Consider the following 21,184-nt stretch of genomic DNA (forward strand, 5'->3'; position numbering starts at 1 on the left):
ACACCCAGGGGCGTAGGGCTCGGTCCCATCCGCCGGCGCGGCGGATGGAGTGGCGTCCGGCATGAAGGTCCCGCTATGTGTGGTGGCGTCTGGGCGTCCAGCGGGTGGTGCCGGGTTGTCGGAGGGTTACCTGCGGGGCACGGCACGCTTGGCGGCAACCTCGCTTCACCCGGCGGGAGTTGCCCGAGGCCAGGGCGCCGGACGCCCCTGGTGGGGTTCAGCCCGGGGGCGTCCGCGGGGCATGATTGGAGCGCTGAACCAATTTGGTACAACGCTCCAAATGTGTCACGCTGGAGGAATGGCAACGAGAACCCCCCGCCCTCAGCGGCGTAACCAGGTGCTCTCCCGGGAGCAGATCATCGAGACTGCGATCGAGCTGCTCGATGCGGGCGGCGAGGGCGCGCTGACCACTCGGGCGCTGACCGAGCGTCTGTCCACCGGGGCCGGGGCGATCTACTACCGGGTGGGCAGTCGGGACGAACTGCTGGACACAGCGACGGAAACCGTCGTCACGGCCGCACTGGCGGCCCAGCCCGTAAAGGCCACGGCCACACCCGAGGACGAGATCCGCACCGTCGCGCTGGCACTGTTCGACGCGATCACCGAGCACCAGTGGCTCGCGACACACCTGACCTTGCAGCTCGTCCGGAAGCCGTTCGGCCCGGTGACGGTGGGGATCTTCGAAAGGATCGGTCGGCAGGTGGGCGCGCTGGGTGTGCCGCAGGCTTCCTGGTTCGACGCCGCCTCGACGCTGGTGCACTACATCCTCGGGGCCGTCAGTCAGAACGCCCGGATCGACGGTGACACCTCGACCGTCGCGTCCGACCGCGCCGAGTTCCTCGACGCGACGGCGGCCGCCTGGCAGGAGCTCGATGCCGAGGACTATCCGTTCATGCACGCCATCGTCGGCCAGATGAATGAGCACGACGACCGTGAGCAGTTCCTGACCGGCATCGCCGTCGTCCTCGACGGTCTCACCCGACTCGGTTGAGCTGACCCGTCCTGTCAGACCGTTTCCTCCCCGGCGTGCGTTTCAGAAAGGAATCTCCCATGCGTGACGTAGTGATTGCAGGCGGCGGACCGGTCGGCCTGTTTCTGGCAACTGAGCTCGCCCTGGGCGGCTGTTCCGTCCTGGTCCTGGAGGGAGGCGAGGAGGCCACCTCGCCGTGGAAGGCGCTCCCGCTGGGATTGCGCGGCCTGAGCGCCGGGTCGGCCGAGATGTTCCACCGCCGCGGCCTGCTCGAAGCAGTGATCAGCGCCTCTGGCACCGACGCAGCGAAGGTCGGCGCGGCCCCAGACGCAGTCGAGGCGCCGGATCCCCGCGATGTGAGCCACTTCGCGGGCATGGGCCTGGACGCGGCCGGCATCGACGTGACCGCCCTCCCCTTCAGGCTGCCCAGCCCGGCGATGGAAGGCTTCATGACCAGCCTCGAAGCGGTCGGCTCGGTCATGACCGAACGCGCCACCGCGCTCGGCGTGGAGATCCTGCGTGGCGTGCCCGTCACGGCGGTCACGCAGGACGACGAGTCCGTCACCGTTACGGCCGGCGGACAGGAGTACCAGGCGCGTTACCTGGTGGGGTGCGACGGCGGGCGCAGCACGGTGCGCGGCCTCACGGGCTTCGACTTCGTCGGCACGGATCCGCTGTTCACCGGCTACGTCGCCAAGGTCACCTTCGCCGACCCCGGGCAGCTGTCGTTCGGCTTCAACCTGACGCCGAACGGCATGTACCTCCGCACGCCCCTCGAGGGGCACCTGGGCATGATGGACTTCGACGGCGGCTCGTTCGACCGTTCCAAGCCGCTGACGCGTGAGCACCTCCAGGAGGTCCTGCGCCGCATCACCGGGACCGACGTGACGCTGACCGATGTGCATCTGGCGTCGAGTTTCACCGACCGTGCGATGCAGGCGACGACCTACCGCAAGGGGCGCGTGCTGCTCGCCGGGGATGCCGCGCACATCCACTCCCCCCTCGGCGGCCAGGGACTCAACCTCGGCATCGGTGATGCCGCCAACCTCGGCTGGAAGCTCGCGGCGACCGTGCACGGCACCGCACCCGAGGGCCTGCTCGACACCTACACCAGTGAGCGCCACCCCGTGGGCGCCTCGGTGCTCGACTGGTCACGCGCCCAGGTGGCGACCATGAAGCCGGGCCCCAACGCCCCCGCGCTGCGGCGCCTGGTCCACGAACTGCTGAGCACCACCGACGGAACGACCTTCGCCTACCGAAGGACGACGGGACTGTTCAACCGCTACGACCTGGGCAGCGCCCACCCGCTCGTCGGCAGCAGCTCCCCCGACTTCCGCTTCGAGGACGGCACCTGCCTCGGCGACCTGTTGCGCCAGGGCCAAGGCGTCCTGCTCGACTTCCGCGCCGACCACGCGCTGCAGCGTGCGGCCAAGGACTGGAAGGACTGGCAGGACCGCATCCAGTACGCGGCCGGCCCGGCGCACAACGACCTCGGGTTCAGTGCCGTGCTCGTGCGCCCCGACGGCGTCGTGGCCTGGGCAAGTGGAGAGACCTTGGACCTCGAAACGTTCGAGCAGGCCGCCGCCCACTGGTTCGCCAGCCCGCAGAACTAACAAGCTCCACGCCCAGATCAGCGCGCTCCCCGCCACTCACGCGGGGACGAACAGCCCGTTCGGCACCGACGTGGGCGCACCGCCCGATGGACCGGCTCCGAGGAGATCGCCGCACGCCACGGCCCGGCAACTGCGTGACCCCGCGTGTCAGTTGAGTCTCTGCTTGACGGCGTCCTTGATTCCGTAGGCCGCTCCGATCACTGAGCCCCGGGTTTGGTGAAGGACAGTTCTCAGAGTCCCGCTCGGGCCGTGCCGCCCAGTCAGTTGCGCGCAGGTATCGGCGAAGCGGTCCGCGACGAGTGCCGGCTCGTATCGCGCTGAGGCGGCTCGTGCCGCCTCAGCCATCCGCTGGCGGAGCTCATCGCTGTTGATGAGCTCCAGTAGGTTTTGGGCAAGGGCCTTCTCATTGCCCATGGGAACAAGGCGCCCGTCAACTCCGTCGGAGATAATTTCTCTCGGTCCCAGTGGGCAGTCGGTGGAGACAACGGGCACGCCGCACCGCATCGCTTCGACGATCGTCATGCCGAACGACTCGTGGTCGGAGGCACTTGCGGCCAACCCCGCTTTGAGCCACTCGGATTCCAGGGGTGCAACCGCGCCCATCAGAAACGCGTGCTTTTCCATGCCCCGTTCCTCGATGAGCCGCTGGAGTTGCAGTCCGTGGCCTCCCGCGATCCCCGGGCCGAAGATGCGAAGACTCCAGTCAGGACGCACGGAGCGCACTCTGTCGAATGCCCGGATGAGGAGGTCGTACCGTTTTGACGGGACGAGTCTCCCTGCGGCGACCACTACTTTCTCCCTGTCGCCCGACGGGGCGCTTCGCGGCGCCGGGACAGGGTTGGGGAATGCTTCGATGCGTACTCCCGGAAGCATCATGCGCCTGCGATAGGTGTTCGCATCAGCCAAGGTCGTGGTCGTCAGCATGTCCAGCTGCGGATACAGGCGGCGCAGGGAAAGCCGTAGCGATCGCGCGTGATTGCGGAAGGTCAGGTGCTCCTGCCCCACGCGCAGCGGACCCCGCTTGGCCTGCAGGCAGATATGCGCGTTCAGGCCTGGTCGAGTTCCCACAATGACGTCGCTCGTCAAAGTGCTCAAGTACTGGGCAATTCGCTGATCGGTCAGTCTGCTGTAGTGCGGGTATTGCGTCTCGTTTCTGGGAAAGACAGCAGCGGGCCTCCGGGATTCAGGCAGGTCCCCCTCATACCCAGGTGTTCCCTTCCTCAGGTCCACGAGATGCCGAAGCCGGATGTGAGGATGAACGGGAAACGCGGGTGAATCCCTGTGGCGGTAGACCGACACGATCTCCACGTCATGCTGCTCGACGAGGGCATTGGCGAGGTTGGTAGTGGCACGGATCGTGCCACCGAAACCAAATGAATTATGGATCAGAAATGAGATGTGCAAGGTGCCGACGCTCCAGTAGCCGCAGTCCATGCGGATAGTCGCCGAGGCCCAATACAACAGACGCTGCGAAATCGGGGCCACTCACCGTCCCAACGAGAAGATCGACTGAAGGTTGCGAGTTTGGCGAGTTTGTACGTGAGCGGTCGAACCGTTGACAGACTCTGTAGATCAGATAAGAGCCGTCCCTTTCAAGCTGCGCTTTCCGGCGCCTTGTTCGGGGTGTCGATTTCGTGCCGGGATGTTCGGCTTTCCTTCGGCAGTCGGTGTTCCAGGTGCAGCATCAGCACTGCGCCCAAAGCGGAGAGCAGGCCCACGGCGAGCCAGGGCAGCAGGCGGCCGTGGCTGAAGAGCAGACCGAACAGGGTGGGCGCGATGATGTTCGCGCACGCGAAGGAGTACTGGAACGCCGCCAGGTAAGTACCCCGCGAACCGGGTGGCGCCGCGTCCGCGGCGAGCGCGTTCGACGCGGGCCCATAAGTCATTTCCGCGAGGGTGTAGCACACCACCACGGCCACCAGGAACGGCACCAGCGCCCGGGACGGCAGCAGGGCCGCCGCTGCGGAAGCGGCGCACCACAGGGCCCACAGGCCGCCGGCCCACGCCATGGCGCGGGCGCGGGTGCAGTGGCGTCGCACGAAGCGGGTCAGGGCAGCCGTGCAGGTGGCCAGCAGCAGTGTGTTCAGGGCCAGGAGGGGGCCCGGCGCCCAGCTTGGTCCTGACAGGCCCTGGACGACGTAGACGGGCAGCGACAGGGCCAGGAACGAGCTGCACAGGGCGAAGATCGTGCAGGTTCCGATCAGCGCGAGGTAGGGCCGATCCCGCAGCAGTGCCCGGTAGCCGAAGTGGCCCTCGGCCGGGGGCGGTGCGTGTGGGACGGAGGGCACCGCGAGGACGACCACCAGCGCGGCGGCGAAGAAGGCCAGCGCGCTGGCGAGGATCAGCCCGTCGTACACGCGCGTGGAGTCGACGGCGAGCACCGCTCCCGCGAGCAGCGCCCCACCGCCGGCGCCCGCCTCCCGGAACATCCCGGTCCGGGCGAACCAGTGGTCCATGGCGCCTGCGTGCTCGGCGTCCGCCTGGTCGGCGATGAGCGTGAAGACCGATGACCAGTAGACCCGCAGGCCGATCGAAGTCACCAGGACGGCGGTGACCAGCGAACTCACGCCGGAGACCGCCAGGTAGAGCAGGAAACCGAGCCCCTGTACGGCCTGCCCGCCGGCGACCACCAGACGCGGCCCGACCCGGTCGACCAACCGCCCGACGAGCAACGGCACCGGCAGGGTCAGCGCGGTACCTACGCTGACGAGCACACCGATCGCGGCCAGGTCCAGGTCGGTGACCCGCAGGAAGTACAGCATCGACAGCGGGAGATACAGGCCCGTGCCCAGCGAGTCGACCGCCACCGCCGCCAAGAGCGGCCAGCGCCTCAAGCCGCTGTGCCCCGTGCCGTCGCCTGTCGTTGCCCGTGCCACACCACGCACCGCCCTCGTCCCGCCCGGCCACCTGATGGCCAGCCCTCGTTTGTACCAGCGATGTTGGAGGCCCTCAACTCCATATGGCTGCGTCAGCCGGGCGTCGGCGTTCGTGTCGCACGGGTAAGCGTCGGTGAGTACCGACAGTCGATTGCCCAGATGCAATTGGCGCCATTTTCATATCGCAGGCGTCCCTCGCACGAGTGAAATCTTCCGACAAGCAGACGGGAACTCACGCATATGTACTGTCACGACTGCCGCGCATGGTGCTGTCGTCTCTGATCCGTTCGCCGTCGCGAGGCCGTCGTGACGTGGGTGATGAGAGGCCGGGGACCATTCATGCGCAGCAGCAATCGGCAGTACCTCGTGTCCGTGGATCACTTGCGTGCCTACGCTGCCGTGCTGGTGCTCCTCTGTCACGGAACACTGATGATCTCTCCGTATCTCAGGGAGATCCCGAACAGTGACCCGCACGGCTGGCTGTATACGGAGAATCCGCTGGCCACCATGGTGCTGGAGGGCCATACCGGGGTGGCCCTCTTCATGGTTCTGTCCGGATTCATCTTCACCATCGGCACCCTGGGCAAGGACGTTCACTACGGCCGGTTCCTGGGCAATCGGGTTCTGCGGATCTTCCCGCTCTACATTGCGCTGATCATCCTGGGGGTCGGCGCGCACAAGGAGGGTGCAGGCCTGCTGTCCGTGCTCCAGTCCCTGGCCGGTCTCGGCAACCTGCCCGGGTCCCTCAACCTGGGGGCCGTGTCGAGCATGTGGTGGGCCATCGCGGTCGAGTTGCAGTTCTATCTGCTGTTCCCGCTGTTCAGCAGGCTCCTCACCAAGCACGGCCCGCTGGCTCTGCTCAAGGTTCTGGCCGCCGTTGCCGTGATCCGAACGCTGGTGTGGGCTTCGGCCGACGGCAGCATCAACGTGAACTCGATGCTCTATTACAGTCTCGCCGGCAGAATCGACCAATTCCTGATGGGCATGGTGGCCGCCTGGTTCTTCGTGCACCATCGGGAACGGTTCCAGGGACTGCTGAAGGTCGGCATCGCCACCGCCTTGGTCACCGGCGCGGTCTGGGCCTTCAACCAGACCCACTCCTTCCACGAAGGGCACGCCACACGTCTGCTCTGGGTCGACGTCGAAGGAACCCTTTGGTCCCTGGTGGTGCTGACCTACGTGGCCACCTTCACCTCAACGGGGCTCGTGTCGAGGGCTGTCGCCAAAGTCGGAGAGATGAGCTTCTCCGTCTATCTGCTCCACTACATGGTCGTCACGGTGATCATCTCCCACCGCTGGTGGATCGAGCTGACCGGGCGCCCGGTGGTGGATGCCTTCATCACTGCGACGGCGGCAGTCCTTCCCATCACATTGGTTGCAGCCGTCGTCACGTTCCATGGCATCGAACGGCCTTTCCTCGGATGGCGTCGCGCCTACCTCCTCACAGACCGCCCCAAGGCCGCGGCGCATCCCCCTGCCCCCAAGGCCGCACTCGTATCGCCCAGGTAGCCGGAAGTCCTCTGCGCCCGCTCACCGGTAAAGGCCCCGGCGCTCGGCTGCCCTGATGGCCCGGTGGTCTCTGTCGACGTCCGCACGGCTGTCGGCGGCCAGGACCAGCTCTCCCGGGGAGCTGGACCGGTCCACGGTGCGCCGCACCCGGGCTCCGGGGCGCAAGTCGCCCACCGTTTGCCTGACAGTGGGCAGCGTGCTGATCGTGCGCAGTAACTCCCGGTCGAGCACTGCGTCCTGCGGAGCGATCAGGGAGACGCGTGCGACGTGCGGCCGGGGCGAGTCACCGGTCGGGGCGTGGGGGCGGTCGGGTAACGCGGCCCGCACCGCGTCCTGCACGAAGTTGTTCCCGGTCAGTTCGCGCAGGACGAGGTCGGCGGCATCCATCGGCGGCACCGGCTCGGCGCGCACCAGGACCGGGCCCTGCCCGTCCACGAGTACGAGTCGGCTGCGCAGTACGCCCGTGGTCACTTGGAGGATGTCCAGGACCCGCAGCATGTAGAGGGTCAGCAGCCGGGGCACAAGGCCGCGCGGATCGACCAGGTCCGACCGGTCATGCAGTCCGGCGGGGGTTTGGGTCTCGGCCCAGATGCGGGTGACGCGGTGCTCCACCGTGTCGTACGGGCCGCGCCCGGTGACGGTGTCCAGGTGGTAGACGGTGCCGGACAGGTGTTCTTGGAGGACCAAGTTCGGACCGGGGCACTGCTGGTGGGTTGTCCGGCGCAGCGCGCGCCAGGCCAGGGCGAGGTCGTAGCCGGACCGGCAGCGCCAGACGGGAGCATCGAGCGCCGTGTCTGCCGCGGCGACGACATATTCGGGCAGGTCATGGAACGCGGCCCAGTCGAGTGCGGCCGCCAGGCTCTTCGTACGGATGCCACGCGGGGCCGCCACGCCCGCGGCCTCCAGCATCTCGGCCTGGAGCCCGATGTCGTGGCGCAGCAGCGAACTGGAGGGATCGTTGCCCGTGCGCCGAAGCCGCTTCGCCAGCTGGTCGGCGAGGTCGACGCCGAGTGAGCTGCCGGCGACCACCGCACCCACCCGGTGAGGCGCCAGTAACTCAGCGGTCTCGCCCACGGAACCGGTGTGCACGATCCGGTGGCGGTACTCCCCGCTGACCACGGAGGTCGCGAGCTCCGGCGGGAGGGCCTCGGGGGCCAGCTCGACCGCCACGCTGGGCCAGCCGCGGGCGGTGAACTCACCGGCGTACGCGCCGTCATCGCCGTAGGGCGCCACGACCACGGCCACGTGGTCGGGGAGCGAACCGGTCTGAAGGGCAGCGGGCGCGACCGGCTGGAGGGCCATGACGGACGTGCTCCTTTTCGGCGAGAAGGGGCGGCCATGGCCATGTCGAAGGCTTCGAGGGCGGAGTCGACAGGTCGACCGACGCCAGCGTCGGGTAGATCCTTATGCACGCCGAGCACGCTGTCAACAATTGGGGAAATCGCTGACGATCGTCGAGGCCTGCCCGGCACGGTGCGCTACGTACGTACGTCGCGGTACGTACGCCAGGAGCAGCGCCGCCGGCTCATTCGTCGCCGGACGGCCCCGCCGACGCCCGGCGTTGCGCAGCCAGCATGTCGAGGGCCGGAAGGATGTCCCGCAGAACGTCGATATCGCCTGCGCTGCGCAGCGCGAGACCCTCGGCCCCGAGCCGCTTGAGTGCCAACTCCGTTGCCAGCTTGGGCAGGTCGACCTGGACCATGCGCCGCAGGAGTTCGGCGAGTGCCTCGCCCTCGCTGCGGTAGCAGAAGCCGAGAGGGGCCCGGAAGAAACTTTCCAGGGTGCCGACCATGTCGTGCCGCGGCTTGCGCTTGCCGTTGAACACATTCCAGACCGTTTGCCGCGTGAGGCCGGTCTGGGCAGCGATGGCGACATCCGTGTACGTCTTCTGCGTCGCCGGGTTGGGGCGTGTCTCCCTGAGGAAGGTCAGACGTGGCAAGAGCAGGTCGAGGCGGAAACCTTCCCGCGCCTCGACCGCCTTGGGCTCCTCCTCGGTGAGAGGTGCGCCGTCGAGCAGTTCCTGTGCGCGCGCAGGGGAAATCCCCGTCATGAAGGAGACGTGCCGGGGAGGCAGGAGACTCTCCCGGCTTACCTCCAACCGCCTTGCGTAGCCATCGACATCGTCCAGGAGACAGTTGATGACGTACCTCAGGAGCTGCTCCCTCCGCATCCCTTCCTGGTGGGCGTTCGCGTAGGCGTCAGCCAGCAGTCGGTCGATGTCACCCCCTCTGGGGCCTGCGTCGTCTGCGTTCACCTGTAGGTCTCCAAGGGCCACGGAAGGATGGGCGATCCGAGGATAGCCATGGGCGTAGCGCTCTCAGCGCACCCACCTACGCATACTTCCCCGATTGTTGACACCCTCTCACCGAGTGCAGGAAGATCGCAGCCCCTATCAGGGCCGCATCCAGGTTGCGCCTGCGGCCGTACGCTGCGGCGTTCTCGACGGAATGGGTGCCATGACTTCATATCCCGATTTTCTGGCCGGTGCCACCACCTCCTTAGCCCCTGCCTCCTTAGCCCCCGCCGGCTGCCCCGCCCATGGCGCGGCACTGTCGGTGGCGGAGATCGACACTCACCCGGATCCGCGGGAGATGTATCACAAGGCCCGGGCCGAGTACGGCGGCGTCGTCCCCGTCACCCTGGACGGGGTCTTCGCCTGGCTGGTCATCGGCTACCAGGAAGCGAAGACGGTGATGCGCCAGGACGTGCTCTACAGCCGCAGTTCGCAGCACTGGCGGCCCCGCGCTCCGATACCCGGTGACTGGTCGCTCGCGCTGCACACACAGGAGCGCCCCAACGCGTTGTTCGCCACCGGGGAGCGGCATACACGGCTGCGCGGGGCCCTCACCCGCAGTCTGGGCAGGACCCGTCTCGGCACGGTGCGCCGCTACACCCGTGACCGTGGGAACCGTCTGATCGACCAGTTCTGCGAGACCGGGCGCGCCAACCTGGTCGCCGACTACGCCGCACAGCTGCCCCTGATGGTCCTCATGCGTATTTTCGGGCTCTCGGAACAGGCGGCGCAGCAGCTCGTCACGGCCCTCCCCGCCCTGCTGGACGGCGGGGAGGAAGCCCAGCGGGCCAACCAGCAGATCATGGACATTCTTGAGGCCCATATCGCCTACCGTCGCCAGGAGCTCGGCGCCGACGCGATCGCCTGGCTGATCGAAGAGGACGGCGCCCGGACCGAGGAAGAGATCGCGCGCAGCAATACGGAGATCCGTGAGCAGGTCTGGCTCACGCTCGCCTCCGCCATGGGGGCCATGGGCAACTGGATCAGCAACGGCCTCGAACGGCAGGTGAGCGACGCGCGGATGCGCGACGACCTGAACCACGGCCTCGCCGACATCCAGGGGAGCATGCGGGCCACGCTGTGGGAGCAGCCTCCGCTGCAGCGGGTCATCGGCCGTTGGTCCACGCGGTCGACCCCGCTCGGCGGAACGGACGTCGCGGCCGGCGACATGCTCGTGCTCGACCTGGCTGCCGTCAATCTCGATCCGTGCATGGGGTCGGCCGCCGATCGCGCCGACAGCGAGGCGAACATGTCGTTCGGCGCGGGCCCGCACGAGTGCCCCTTCCCCGACCTGGCGCAGGCGATCGCGGAGGTGTCCGTCGACCTGTTGCTGCAGCGGCTGCCCGACGTACGCCTTGCCGACGAGGCCACCTTGCGGCGGCGCCCGTCGGTCATCGTGAACGCCCTGGAGTCTCTGCCCGTCCAGTTCACCCCGACCGCTCGCTCAGCTTCGGAGGATCCCCTTGACGCTTGACCTGACGCCGCCTCAAGCCCTCCTGCTCGACCCGCGCGATCTCGTCGTACCGGAAGGCCACGGCCTCCGGAACCAGGGCCCGCTGGTGCGGGTCGTACTCGACGGCGGGGTGGAGGTGTGGGGAACCGGGGACTACGCCACCGCGCGCACTGTCCTCACCCACCCTGATTTCCGCAAGAGCCCGTCACATTGGAGGGCCTACTCCGACGGTGAAGTCCCCGCCGACTGGGGCCTGCTGAAGTTGATCACGCTCGCGGGCATGCTGAACGCCGACGGGACGGACCACACTCGACTGCGGAGCCTGGTGGGCAAGGCGTTCACGCCGCGCCGGATCGAGGAGCTACGGCCCTACGTCGAGGAGACCGTGCGGGGCCTGATCAGCGGCCTGGCAGCCGAGCGCGGTCCCGTGGACCTGCGGGAGTCCTTCGCCCTGCCGCTGCCGATGACCCTCATCTGCCGTCTGTTCGGGCTCGATCCGGCCAGGAGCGAGCAACTGGCCGAGGACTTCGCAGCGCTGCACGACAGTCGGCGTACGCCGTCGCAGGTGGAGGCAGCCGGTGCGGGGCTCTTGTCCGTGATCAGTGAGCTGATCACGGCGAAGACTGCCGCGCCCGATGACGATCTGACCTCGGCGCTCATCGCGGCCCACAGCGACGGACAGGGCAGTCTCAGCGAGAAGGAGCTGGTGGAAACCCTGCTCCTGTTCCTCTTCGCGGGCCATGAGACCACCGCCAACCTGATCGGGAACGCGGTGGTGAACCTGGTCGGCCACCCCGAACAGCTCGCCCGCGCACGCGAGGTGAGCGCATGGCCCGCCGTCGTGAACGAGACACTGCGCCGCGACAGCCCGGTGCGCACCGTGATGTTCTACTACGCCGCGAAGGACGTAGACCTGTCGGGCGTAGAGATCAAAGCCGGTGAGGCCGTGGTGATCCATGTGGCTGCCACCGGCCGCGACTCCCGGCAGTTCGGCTCCGACGCCGACGAGTTCGACATCCTGCGGGAGGCCGCGGCGCAGCATCTCGGCTTCTCCCACGGCGTCCACTACTGCATCGGGGCACCGCTGGCACGGATGATGGCCACGACCGCGCTTCAGGCGCTCTTCGACCGGTTCGACGTGGATCTGGCCGGTGATCTTGAGCCGGTCCCGTCGTACTCGTCCAACGCGGCCCAGAGGCTTCCTGTCGTGCTGCGGAGCCGAACAGGCGTGTAGCCGACGGTGCCATGAGCATCTCCGACAGGGCGTATCACCACAGAATGCCGTGCGAACTATGCCCCTCGAACCCACAGTTGACCGGCTGGTAGTGTCCCCGCGCAGGCCATCGGACACGGCCTGTCACGAACGGGGAGCGTGAAGCAGGGCGCCACCTGCACCTTCAATACCCATGTCTCTCCAGATGACCGTCGCACGCCGGGCAGCCGACACCCGGCGCGCGACACGTTGGGAGGGCTGACCCCTGCATGCCACCGGCACCCCGGAGTCTGAGCGGCGAAGCGACAGGCGCCTGGTCCCTGGGCGGGTATCGACGGTCCTTCGCGAACGCCTCGCCTGGAGCATGGAAGAACGGCGCGCCGCTCGCATCATCCACAAGGAGCTCGGACTGCCCGCAGGCGCCGGTCTGATGGACCTGGTCGGCGCCGTCGGAGAGAAGCGGGGCCGCCCCATCGAGATAGTCCCGCTCCCCCTCAGCCCACAGGCGACGGGCATGTGTCTGCCGGGCGAGGAGGCAGACCGTCTCATCATCACCACCAACACGTCGCCGCATCACGCGCGCTTCATCCTCGGCCATGAGCTCTTCCACCTGTACGAGGGCGGCGACGACTGCGTCAGCGGGCACCACTTCCTTGGGCCTGACGCCCTGGAGAGTGAGGTTTCCTCCCTGCCGCAGGGCCTTGTGGACGAAGTGATGAGCCGCCCCGCCTTCTTCCGTACGACATTCGAGCGCAAGGTGGAGTGGCGCGCCGAGGCGTTCGGGACGGTCGCCGCGTTGCAGCTGACAGGGCGGGGCGGGGATGCGGGGTCGCTCACTTCCGCCTTCGCCAACCGGCGGTTTCGCTGATGTGGCAGCTGATCCTCGCCACGGTCAACCTGGCCATCGCGGGATTCTCCCTGACCTTGGGGTTCGTCAAAGCGCATGCCGCCCGGGGCAATCCGGATCTCACTCTCAAACTGACGGCCTCGGTACTGATCCACTGCGGCGTGATCTTCCTGCTCTGCACTCCCGCCGTCTACCGGGCCGTGGGCGCGGCCGCAGGCTCCTCGAACCTTCCGGCGCTCATCGTCAACTCCGCCACCTTGCTGTGCATCGGCCATGCCCACCTGATGACCCAGCTCTGGCACCCGGCACGCAAAGAGCCGGCAGTTCTGCGACGCACGATCGCGACCTGGGCCCCGGTGTACGGCATCGCCGTGCTCCTGATGACCGTCTTCTACGTCTGGGCCGACGTGCGGGGCCCTGCCCGCCCTCTTCGGTACGCCGCGGCCTACGCGAACACCTGGCAGGTCGTGGCCTTCCAGGTCGTCTACTCGGTCGGCATCGTCGCCACCGCGTTGGTCACCATGCGGCAGTGCCGTGGCGTCGTCATGCCGGGGCGCCCCGACCTCGATCAAGCCCTGCAGCAGAGCCTGCGGGCGTTCGCGACGGCCGTCGCCCTGGACATCGCCAACATCGCGCTCACCCTCACCGCGGTGATCTCGGCCGTCGGCACGGGAACGCACCGCTGGGATTTCCTCGCCGAGGGAGCATGGCTGGCCACCATCGCCAGCGGCGTGGCCGCCAGTTTCGCGCTTGCCCGGCTGGTGTTCAGCTCCCGCCGCGCGGAGCGCCGGGACTTCCGGACGATGGAACAGTTGTGGAAAGTGGCGACGCAGTTGCGCGATGCCAACGGGCAGCTCGTCCTCGCTCCGCAGCCCCTGTTCTGGTGGCGGAACACCCAGGTGGATCTGCTCCGTCGGCTCGCTGAGATCCGCGAGGGTGAGCGAGTCCTCAGTCCGTGGTGGAGCAGCGCACCGGCTGAGGCGGTGGCCGGCCTGGCCGACCAGGAGGCGGACCTACCCGTCTACTTCGACCTTGTCGCGGCCCAGGCGGCCGCCGTAGTCCTGCATGCAGCCCACGCGCACCGCCAAGGCCTGGCGCGTCTGCCGGACCGCACACGCCTGACGGCCATGCCCGGTGGCAGAGTCCCGGAGGATGAGGAGCGGGCCCATCTCGTCCTGGTGGCACGCCACTTGAACCTCCCGCTCGTCCTTGAAGCCGCCGCCCCCTCCAGCCGCCGAGCGGAAGCGACACCGTGATGCGGGAAGCTCACCCGTCCTCCTGCAGCTCTCTCTCCCACTCGCCCCACCAGCTGTACGAGGGGCGTCCCTCCCGGCCGCTGGTGCGGAACGGCTTGCCCTGGTCATCGATGCGCAGCACGTCGTGCCGCTTGCCGCTCGACCACTCCAGTTCCAGGTACCAGCGCACATCGTGCAGGTCGGCATTGGCCGCGATGTAGAAGACCTCGGAATCGTTCTCGCTGACCTTGTACGGGAAGTCGCGCCGGTCGTCCTTCTGCGTGACACTCGGCGTCGCGGCGTCGAGGTCGACAGTGAAGGCCTTGGTGTCCGCCTTGCCGCCGCAGCCGGATCCCATCTGGAAGTTGTTCCAGGCCAGGGGCGCGCCACTGCTCTGCACGCGGACGTTCATGCCCTGCAGGACGACGGTGTCCTTCCCCATGCCCTGCACGGTGACCTCGATGTACTGGTTGCGGGCCGAGACGGCACCGAGGTCGCCGACCCAGCCGGGCGCGTCCTGCGCCGTGGGCCGCTCCGGCACCTCGTCGGGCCTGCGGTTCACCAGGAACTCCTGCATGCAGTCGTCTTTGTAGGCGTACGGCCTGGTGCGCGCCGTCAGCGGCGTGCCGGAGTCCTCGCCGCGCGCACCATCGGGCCTGGCCTTGCCGGGCCGGTCGGACGGCGAGGCGCTCGGGTCCGCCGGGGCGGTGGAGCCGAGGCTCTGCTCGTGCTGGTCACCGTCACCGCTGCCGTTCACGGCGAGAGCGAGGGAGCCGATCCCGACGACCGCGGCGAAGGCAGCGGCGAGGACGAGGGTCCGCCGCCTGTGCGAAGACGACCGCGAGCGCGAGGGGGACAGCGACGTCGAGGCGGTGGCGCGGGCCGGGCCTGCCCCCGTCGCAGGCTCGGAATCGGAATCGGAATCGGGCTCCGGCTCGGGCTCCGGGGCGCTGGAAGCCGCGAGCTCCGCCTTCCGCCCTCGATCCGCGTCCGCCAGGATCCATCGCCGGTGGACCTCGACCAGCTCCTCCGGGCTCGCCTTGCAGAGCCGGGCGAGCCTCTCCACCGGCGCGAACTCGGCGGGCACCGCATTCCCGTTGCAGTACCGGTGCAACGTGGACGTACTCATGTGAAGCCTCTTGGCCAGTACTCCATAACTGAGCCCGGACCGCTCCTTGAGCTCCCGAAGAAGCTCCGCGAGCGACGCCATTCCCCACCTGCCCCATTCCCTCTGTATGTTCCAGGGCGGTGCCGTTCCCCTGGTCAGAGCCCATACGACCGTTCCGGCGTCCCCCACTCCCCCGCCCCCGTGGGGATCAGCCATCTTCCGAGGCCCAGACGCCGAGAGGCTCATTCACGGTTCCGGCTGATCAAACATCTCCCGCGCCGACCACGCTGCCGCCGCATCAACTCCGCGCCAGTTTTTCCTTATTGAGGACAAAGTATGGACGCTGTGAGGCCGGCTTCGTACGCTGGGCGTCGCTCTCGTACGGAAGTCTGCGTCAGGCGCGGCCGAAAGCCGCAGCCCGCACCACCGGTATGTGCATGAACTCCACTCCGCGGACGCGGGCCGAGGCGGCCCGGGCCGCTTCACAGCGCCCAGCAGGAGACAGAGTGAAGCCACACGAGCACACGACACACCCACGCCGCATCCGCCGACGCACGCGTCTGAGACCACGCAGAGCCGGCAGAACCACCGGGATACTCCTCGGGCTGCTGCTCGCCGGCGGGCTCACCGCGCCGGGCGCCGGCGCCGACGAGAAGCCTTTCGCCGACCTGCCGCCGCAGGAACCCGGCGTCACGCTGCGGGTGTTCGACATCCAGTCCCCGCTCAGCAAGCTCTGCGACCTCAAGCCCGCCCAGACCCCCAACGTCGACAAGCTGATCCCCACCGTCGACTGGTCCTCCACCGAAGGCTTCGGGTTCACCGACAACTTCGTGTCGCAGATCATCGGCAACATCAACGTGCCCGACGACGGGGCGTACACCTTCCGTCTGATCAGCGACGACGGCTCCCGCCTCTTCATCGGCGACAAGAAGGTCATCGACCACGACGGACTGCACGGCGCCGAGCCCAAGGACGGTGAGATCACCCTCGCCCCGGGCTACCACCCGCTGCGCATCGACCACTTCGACCGCGGCAACGACCAGCAGGTCACCCTGCAGTGGAAGCCGCCGGGTTCCGACGCCTTCACCCTCGTACCCAACTCCGTGCTCAGCACCGACGCGGGCGTCGTGCGGGTCACCGCGCCGGGCCGCAAGGAGTGCGAGGGCAGCTACGACACCCCCGGCGACGGCCTCCCCCTGACCTCGGTCAACCCCGGCTACAAGCTGACCGACCTGCGGCCCAAGGGATTTGAACCGCAGGTGTCCGCGATGGACTGGCTGCCTGACGGCCGGCTCGCGGTGACCACCTGGGGCGGCAGCGAGGAGACCAAGGGCGAGGCGTACGTCCTGGACAACGTCACCGGCGACACCGGCCCCGACAAGGTCACGTACAAGAAGATCGCCGACGGGCTCAAGGAGCCGATGGGCATCAAGTACGTGGACGGGAAGCTGTATGTCTCTCAGAAGCACCAGCTGACCGAGCTCGCCGACATCGACGGCGACAACGACGCGAGTGAGACCCGGAAGATCGCCGAGTGGCCCTACGGCGGCAACTTCCACGAGTTCGCCTTCGGGCTGCTCTACGAGAAGGGGAACTTCTATCTGAACCTGTCCGTCGCCATCAACTACGGCGGCGCGACGACCGATCCGCAGCCCGCCGCCAACCGTGGCACCACGATCAAGGTGAACAAGGCGAGCGGGAAGGTCAGTTACCTGGCCGGCGGTCTGCGCACCCCCAACGGCATCGGCCGCGGCCCGGACAACGAGCTCTTCGTCACCGACAACCAGGGCGGCTGGCTGCCCGCGTCGAAGCTCGTGCACGTCAAGCAGGACCGGTTCTTCAACCACTACACGAACCCCGAAGGCCCGTACGACGACAACGCTGTCACCAAGCCGGTGCTGTGGCTGCCGCAGAACGAGATAGCCAACTCCCCCAGCACCCCCATGACCGTGAAGAAGGGGACCTTCGCCGGACAGTTGATGTTCGGCGACGTCACCTACGGCGGGCTGCAGCGCGCCGACCTGGAGAAGGTCGACGGCGAGTTCCAGGGCGCGGTCTTCCGGCACACCCAGGGCCTCGAGTCCGGCATCACCCGCATCTCCACCGGTCCTGACGGGGCGATCTACACGGGCGGGCTCGGTGCGGACGGCAACTGGGGCCAGGAGGGCAAACTCCGCTTCGGCCTGCAGAAGCTCACCCCGAACGGCAAGACCGCCTTCGACATCAAGACCATGCGTGCCACCCGCGACGGCTTCAAACTCACCTACACCAAGCCGCTGTCGGACAAGACCATCGAGAAGCTGACCAGCGGCGCCTACTCCGTCGAGCAGTGGCGCTACGCCCCCACCCCCGCCTACGGCGGCCCCAAGATCGACGAGGAGACCCTGCCCGTCACCGGGGCCAGCGTCTCCGGCGACCGCCGCACCGTCCAGCTGACCATCCCCGGGCTCAAGAGCGACCGGGTGGTGCACGTACGCTCACCGCGCCCGTTCTCCTCGGCCGACGACGAGCAACTGTGGTCCACCGAGGCCTGGTACACGCTCAACGCGCGCCCCGGCCACGACGAGCCGGTCACGTCGTACGACGCCGAGTCGGCGCGGCTCTCCGGCGGCGCGGACATCGACACCGAGCACGCGGGCTACACCGGTGGCGGCTTCGTCGACAGCTTCAAGGACCCGGGCGCCACCGCCACCTTCGACGTCCAGGCCCCGGCCAAGGGCACCTACACCGTGGGCCTGCGCTACTCCAACGGCCCCAACCCCTCCGCCGGCACCAAGACCCTCGGCGTCAGCGTGAACGGCGGGCAGGCACGCCAGACGAAGCTCCCGTCGACCGAGACGTGGAAGCGCTGGTCGACCAAGACCGAGCAACTGGCCCTGCACAAAGGCCGCAACACCATCACTTACTCCTACCGGCCCGAGGACACCGGGCACGTCAATCTCGACATGATCGAGGTGCGCGAGCCGGGCGGCCGCATCGACCTGTTCTCCGGCGGCAGTACCTCCACCGCCTGGCAGCACACCGACGGCCGCAGCGTCGAATGGCCGCACACGGCCGACAAGTCGATCGAGGTGTGCTGCGGGGACATCCGCACCAAACAGGCCTTCGGCGACTTCAAGCTGCACGCCGAGTTCCGTGTGCCGAAGCTGCCTGACGACGTCACCGGGCAGGATCGCGGAAACAGCGGGATCTATCTCCAGGAACGGTACGAGGTGCAGATACTGGACTCGTACGGCGTGGAGAAACTCGCCGCGAACGAGGCCGGCGCCATCTACACCAAGAAGGCCGCCGATCTGAACGCCTCGACCGCGCCGGAGACGTGGCAGACGTACGACATCGTCTTCCGCGCCGCCCGATTCGACGCGGACGGAAAGAAGACCGCGGACGCGAGGATCAGCGTGGTGTGGAACGGCAAGAAGGTCCACGACAACGTCGCCGTCGACGGCCAGACCGGAGCGGGCGATCCCGAATCCGCGGCGGCGGGCGCCATCCGGCTCCAGGACCATGGCAACAAGGTCCGCTTCCGCAACGTATGGATCGAGCCCGTGGACTGATCGCCCAGGCGTCTCGCCCGCAGGTGTCACACCTGCTGCATGTGTCACACCTGCGGGGGACGCGAGGGATAGCCGATCACCGAACAGGGCAACGAGCCTGACGTGACAACAGCCCGCGCACCGCTGTGGCGGTGCGCGGGCCTCACGCGCTTACGGCCCCGAGAGCTTACGGGCCCTGAAAACTAAGGCGGACAACTATGCGCAAGGCAACCGCAATGAGAAAGCAGCTCTCCGTGCTCCTGGTGTCGGTGGCAGCCGCGGCCGCCACCATGGCGCCGCTCTCCACGGCCCACGCGGCCGACGGATACGACCGGTGTCCCGATGGTTCCTACTGCATGTTCTCGGGCCTCGACGGAACCGGCGACATGATCACGCTCAAGGGAAGCACCCCGGATCTCGCGGCCCTCGGCATGGCCGACCGGGCCAAGTCGGACTGGAACCGGACTCCCTCGACCATCTACCTCTGGTCCGACGCGAACTACACGGGCTGTACGGTCGTGACCTCTTCGGGCCCGACCGGAAAGGGAAACTTCTTCCCCACCTACCGGGACTTCTTGAGCTCGGTGCAATTCGACGGCCCGGGCGGTCCCAGCTGCGGCACACCGCCCGACGAGAACGGCTGAACGAGGCTCGACACCGGTCGCGCTCAGGGCCTGGGCGCGTCCTGTGCCCAGGTCTCCGGCTGCCAGATCCCGGCGCGCCGCAGTGACTGTGAGCAGTGCAGATAGATCTCGTCTATCTCGACGACGATCGCCAGGCGGGGGCGCTTCTCCTTCACGGTCATCAAGTCGAAGAACGGAGCGTCCGTCAGGATCCGCGCCCTGCCGTTGATGCGCAGGATGTCGGCGCTGCCCGGCACGAGGTGGAGCAGTCCCACGTGCGGGTTCTCCAGGATGTTGCGGAAGCTGTCGCCGCGCCGGTTGCCGGGGCGGTCGGGCAGGGCGACGGTGCGCGCGTCGAGGATGTGAATAAAGCCAGGCGCGTCGCCTCGCGGGGAGGTGTCGCAGTTGCCTTCCGCGTCCGATGTGGAGAGGAGGCAGAACGGGGAACGGGCCAGGATCCCCAGGTCTTGCGAAGTCAGCTCGTCGTGCACCTTGTCGATGACGATCGGGTGCGGCGCGCCCAGCAGCTCCGTCAGCTCTTCGCCCGAGCGGAGCTCTTGCCAGGCGTGCGGCGCCGTGGCACTGCCGCCGGGGGACGGGGCGGTTGCGGGTATCGCGGCGTCGGGCACGGGGAGGAACCTCACAGGTCGGCGAACAGGCAAGAAGGCGAACAGACTGGCGATTAAGTAATGTTAGGCTCACCTTACTGGAGCAAAAAATGGCAGGTGAGTGCGCCCCTGCCTGAACAAGGAGCAATTGATTCATGGCTGGGAGCAGCCGCACAGGGTGTGTGCCCCGAAGGTGACGGTCATGAAGGCAGCAGCCACTGTCGGCTCCTCGGGCAGCAGTAGGAGCACGGGGGCAACGACCCCCGCAGCACCCCGCGGCGCTCGTGGCGCCCCCGCCCTCGGCGCCGGACTCGTCCTGCTGGTGGCGTTCCTCCTTCTCATCATGTGGGCCAGCTTGATGGTCGGTTCCGGTGATGTGGGCGCCGGTGATCTGCTGCCCGGCATCTTCGACCCGGATCTGTCCGACAAGGGTCAGTTGATCTTGCAGGAAGTGCGGATCCCGCGTACTGCGGCCGGGCTGCTCGCCGGTGTCGCGCTCGGCCTGGCCGGCACGGTGATGCAGGGCGTGGCCCGCAATCCCCTCGCCGATCCGGGCGTCCTCGGCGTCAACTCCGGCGCCTCCGCCGCCGTCGTCTTCGCGATCAGCATTCTTGGCATGTCCGATCCCGGTCACTACATCTGGTTCGGCTTCCTCGGCGCCCTCGTCGCCTCCCTCGTCGTGTTCGGCATCAGTTCCATGGGCCGGGAGGGCGCCACGCCCATCAAGCTGGCCCTCGCCGGGGCGGCGACCGGTGCGGCGCTGCTCTCCCTCACCACGTCGATGCTGCTCACCGACTCGAAGTCGTACGACCAGTACCGCTTCTGGCAGGTCGGCTCACTCACCGGGCGCGACGCCCCCGTGCTGTGGCAGGCCCTGCCGTTCATCGCCGTCGGCACCGTCCTCGCACTGCTCCTCGGACCGCGCCTGAACGCCCTGTCCCTGGGCGACGACCTCGCGCGCGGCCTTGGCCAGCGCATCGGCCTGGCGCGTGCCGCCTGCGCGGTGGCCGTGGTGCTGCTCTGCGGTGCCGCGACGGTCGTCGCAGGGCCGATCGCTTTCCTCGGGCTCATCGTCCCGCATGCCGCCCGGTTGTTCACAGGGCCCGACTACCGATGGGTCCTGCCGTACAGCGCGTTGATCGCCCCGGCGCTGCTGCTGACCGCGGACATCGTGGGACGGGTGATCGCCCCGCCCTCAGAGGTGCAGGCGGGCATCGTGACCGCCGCGATCGGTGCGATTCCGTTCGTGCTCCTCGTGCGCCGCCGGAAGCTGTCCGAACTGTGAGCGGGGCGTGGGAGTAGT

The 21,184-nt window shown here is 68.0% G+C and carries 16 protein-coding genes; 10 read left to right on the forward strand and 6 right to left on the reverse strand.

Annotation, left to right across the window (positions count from 1 at the left end; genetic code table 11):
• Nucleotides 1-298 precede the first annotated feature (298 nt).
• Both ACFQ7F_RS16300 and ACFQ7F_RS16305 read left to right on the forward strand, forming a co-directional pair.
• A complete protein-coding gene (locus tag ACFQ7F_RS16300; RefSeq protein WP_383270852.1) occupies nt 299-991 on the forward strand; it encodes a TetR/AcrR family transcriptional regulator in 693 nt (230 codons plus the stop codon).
• Between the two features lie 59 nt (nt 992-1,050).
• Nucleotides 1,051-2,583, forward strand: coding sequence for an FAD-dependent monooxygenase (locus ACFQ7F_RS16305; protein ID WP_383270854.1), 1,533 nt, complete (start codon nt 1,051-1,053; stop codon nt 2,581-2,583).
• Between the two features lie 147 nt (nt 2,584-2,730).
• On the opposite strand, the gene ACFQ7F_RS16310 is transcribed toward ACFQ7F_RS16305, so the two are convergent.
• Nucleotides 2,731-3,987: a glycosyltransferase gene (locus tag ACFQ7F_RS16310; RefSeq protein ID WP_383270912.1), complete on the reverse strand. Its 1,257-nt coding sequence runs from the start codon at nt 3,985-3,987 to the stop codon at nt 2,731-2,733.
• A 188-nt stretch (nt 3,988-4,175) separates the two neighbouring features.
• Entirely contained in the window at nt 4,176-5,459 is a 1,284-nt protein-coding gene (locus tag ACFQ7F_RS16315; RefSeq protein ID WP_383270855.1) for an MFS transporter, read from the reverse strand.
• 339 nt (nt 5,460-5,798) lie between these two features.
• Between ACFQ7F_RS16315 and ACFQ7F_RS16320 the strand changes: the two genes are divergently transcribed.
• Entirely contained in the window at nt 5,799-6,968 is a 1,170-nt protein-coding gene (locus ACFQ7F_RS16320; protein WP_383270856.1) for an acyltransferase family protein, read from the forward strand.
• 21 nt (nt 6,969-6,989) lie between these two features.
• On the opposite strand, the gene ACFQ7F_RS16325 is transcribed toward ACFQ7F_RS16320, so the two are convergent.
• The gene (locus tag ACFQ7F_RS16325; RefSeq protein WP_383270857.1) at nt 6,990-8,270 is read right to left on the reverse strand and encodes a hypothetical protein; all 1,281 of its coding nucleotides are present in this window, start codon (nt 8,268-8,270) and stop codon (nt 6,990-6,992) included.
• 223 nt (nt 8,271-8,493) lie between these two features.
• On the reverse strand, nt 8,494-9,222 hold the full coding sequence (locus ACFQ7F_RS16330; protein ID WP_383270858.1) for a hypothetical protein: 729 nt from the start codon (nt 9,220-9,222) through the stop codon (nt 8,494-8,496).
• A 202-nt stretch (nt 9,223-9,424) separates the two neighbouring features.
• Here ACFQ7F_RS16330 and ACFQ7F_RS16335 point away from each other — a divergent pair, with 202 nt between their 5' ends.
• From ACFQ7F_RS16335 to ACFQ7F_RS16350, 4 genes are all read left to right on the forward strand, one after another.
• Nucleotides 9,425-10,735 (forward strand): hypothetical protein, encoded by a 1,311-nt coding sequence (locus ACFQ7F_RS16335; RefSeq protein WP_383270859.1) that lies wholly within the window; start codon nt 9,425-9,427, stop codon nt 10,733-10,735.
• Entirely contained in the window at nt 10,725-11,948 is a 1,224-nt protein-coding gene (locus ACFQ7F_RS16340) for a cytochrome P450 (protein ID WP_383270860.1), read from the forward strand. Before ACFQ7F_RS16335 ends, ACFQ7F_RS16340 begins: the two co-directional genes overlap by 11 nt.
• A gap of 343 nt (nt 11,949-12,291) precedes the next feature.
• On the forward strand, nt 12,292-12,795 hold the full coding sequence (locus ACFQ7F_RS16345) for a hypothetical protein (RefSeq protein ID WP_383270862.1): 504 nt from the start codon (nt 12,292-12,294) through the stop codon (nt 12,793-12,795).
• On the forward strand, nt 12,795-14,030 hold the full coding sequence (locus tag ACFQ7F_RS16350) for a DUF6545 domain-containing protein (protein ID WP_383270864.1): 1,236 nt from the start codon (nt 12,795-12,797) through the stop codon (nt 14,028-14,030). Before ACFQ7F_RS16345 ends, ACFQ7F_RS16350 begins: the two co-directional genes overlap by 1 nt.
• Nucleotides 14,031-14,040: 10 nt before the next feature.
• Here ACFQ7F_RS16350 and ACFQ7F_RS16355 read toward each other — a convergent pair whose 3' ends face one another.
• Nucleotides 14,041-15,219: a helix-turn-helix domain-containing protein gene (locus ACFQ7F_RS16355; RefSeq protein WP_383270865.1), complete on the reverse strand. Its 1,179-nt coding sequence runs from the start codon at nt 15,217-15,219 to the stop codon at nt 14,041-14,043.
• A gap of 404 nt (nt 15,220-15,623) precedes the next feature.
• Between ACFQ7F_RS16355 and ACFQ7F_RS16360 the strand changes: the two genes are divergently transcribed.
• The gene (locus ACFQ7F_RS16360) at nt 15,624-18,671 is read left to right on the forward strand and encodes a family 16 glycoside hydrolase (protein ID WP_383270867.1); all 3,048 of its coding nucleotides are present in this window, start codon (nt 15,624-15,626) and stop codon (nt 18,669-18,671) included.
• 215 nt (nt 18,672-18,886) lie between these two features.
• The gene (locus ACFQ7F_RS16365) at nt 18,887-19,294 is read left to right on the forward strand and encodes a peptidase inhibitor family I36 protein (protein ID WP_383270869.1); all 408 of its coding nucleotides are present in this window, start codon (nt 18,887-18,889) and stop codon (nt 19,292-19,294) included.
• Between the two features lie 23 nt (nt 19,295-19,317).
• Here the strand turns inward: ACFQ7F_RS16365 and ACFQ7F_RS16370 are convergent, their stop codons facing one another.
• Nucleotides 19,318-19,902, reverse strand: coding sequence for an MSMEG_1061 family FMN-dependent PPOX-type flavoprotein (locus ACFQ7F_RS16370; RefSeq protein ID WP_383270870.1), 585 nt, complete (start codon nt 19,900-19,902; stop codon nt 19,318-19,320).
• Nucleotides 19,903-20,083: 181 nt separating this feature from the next.
• Between ACFQ7F_RS16370 and ACFQ7F_RS16375 the strand changes: the two genes are divergently transcribed.
• Nucleotides 20,084-21,166, forward strand: a complete 1,083-nt coding sequence (locus tag ACFQ7F_RS16375; RefSeq protein WP_383270872.1) for a FecCD family ABC transporter permease — start codon at nt 20,084-20,086, stop codon at nt 21,164-21,166.
• Nucleotides 21,167-21,184 lie beyond the last annotated feature (18 nt).

The organism is Streptomyces sp. NPDC056486 (assembly GCF_042795295.1).
In the GTDB taxonomy this organism is placed as follows: domain Bacteria; phylum Actinomycetota; class Actinomycetes; order Streptomycetales; family Streptomycetaceae; genus Streptomyces.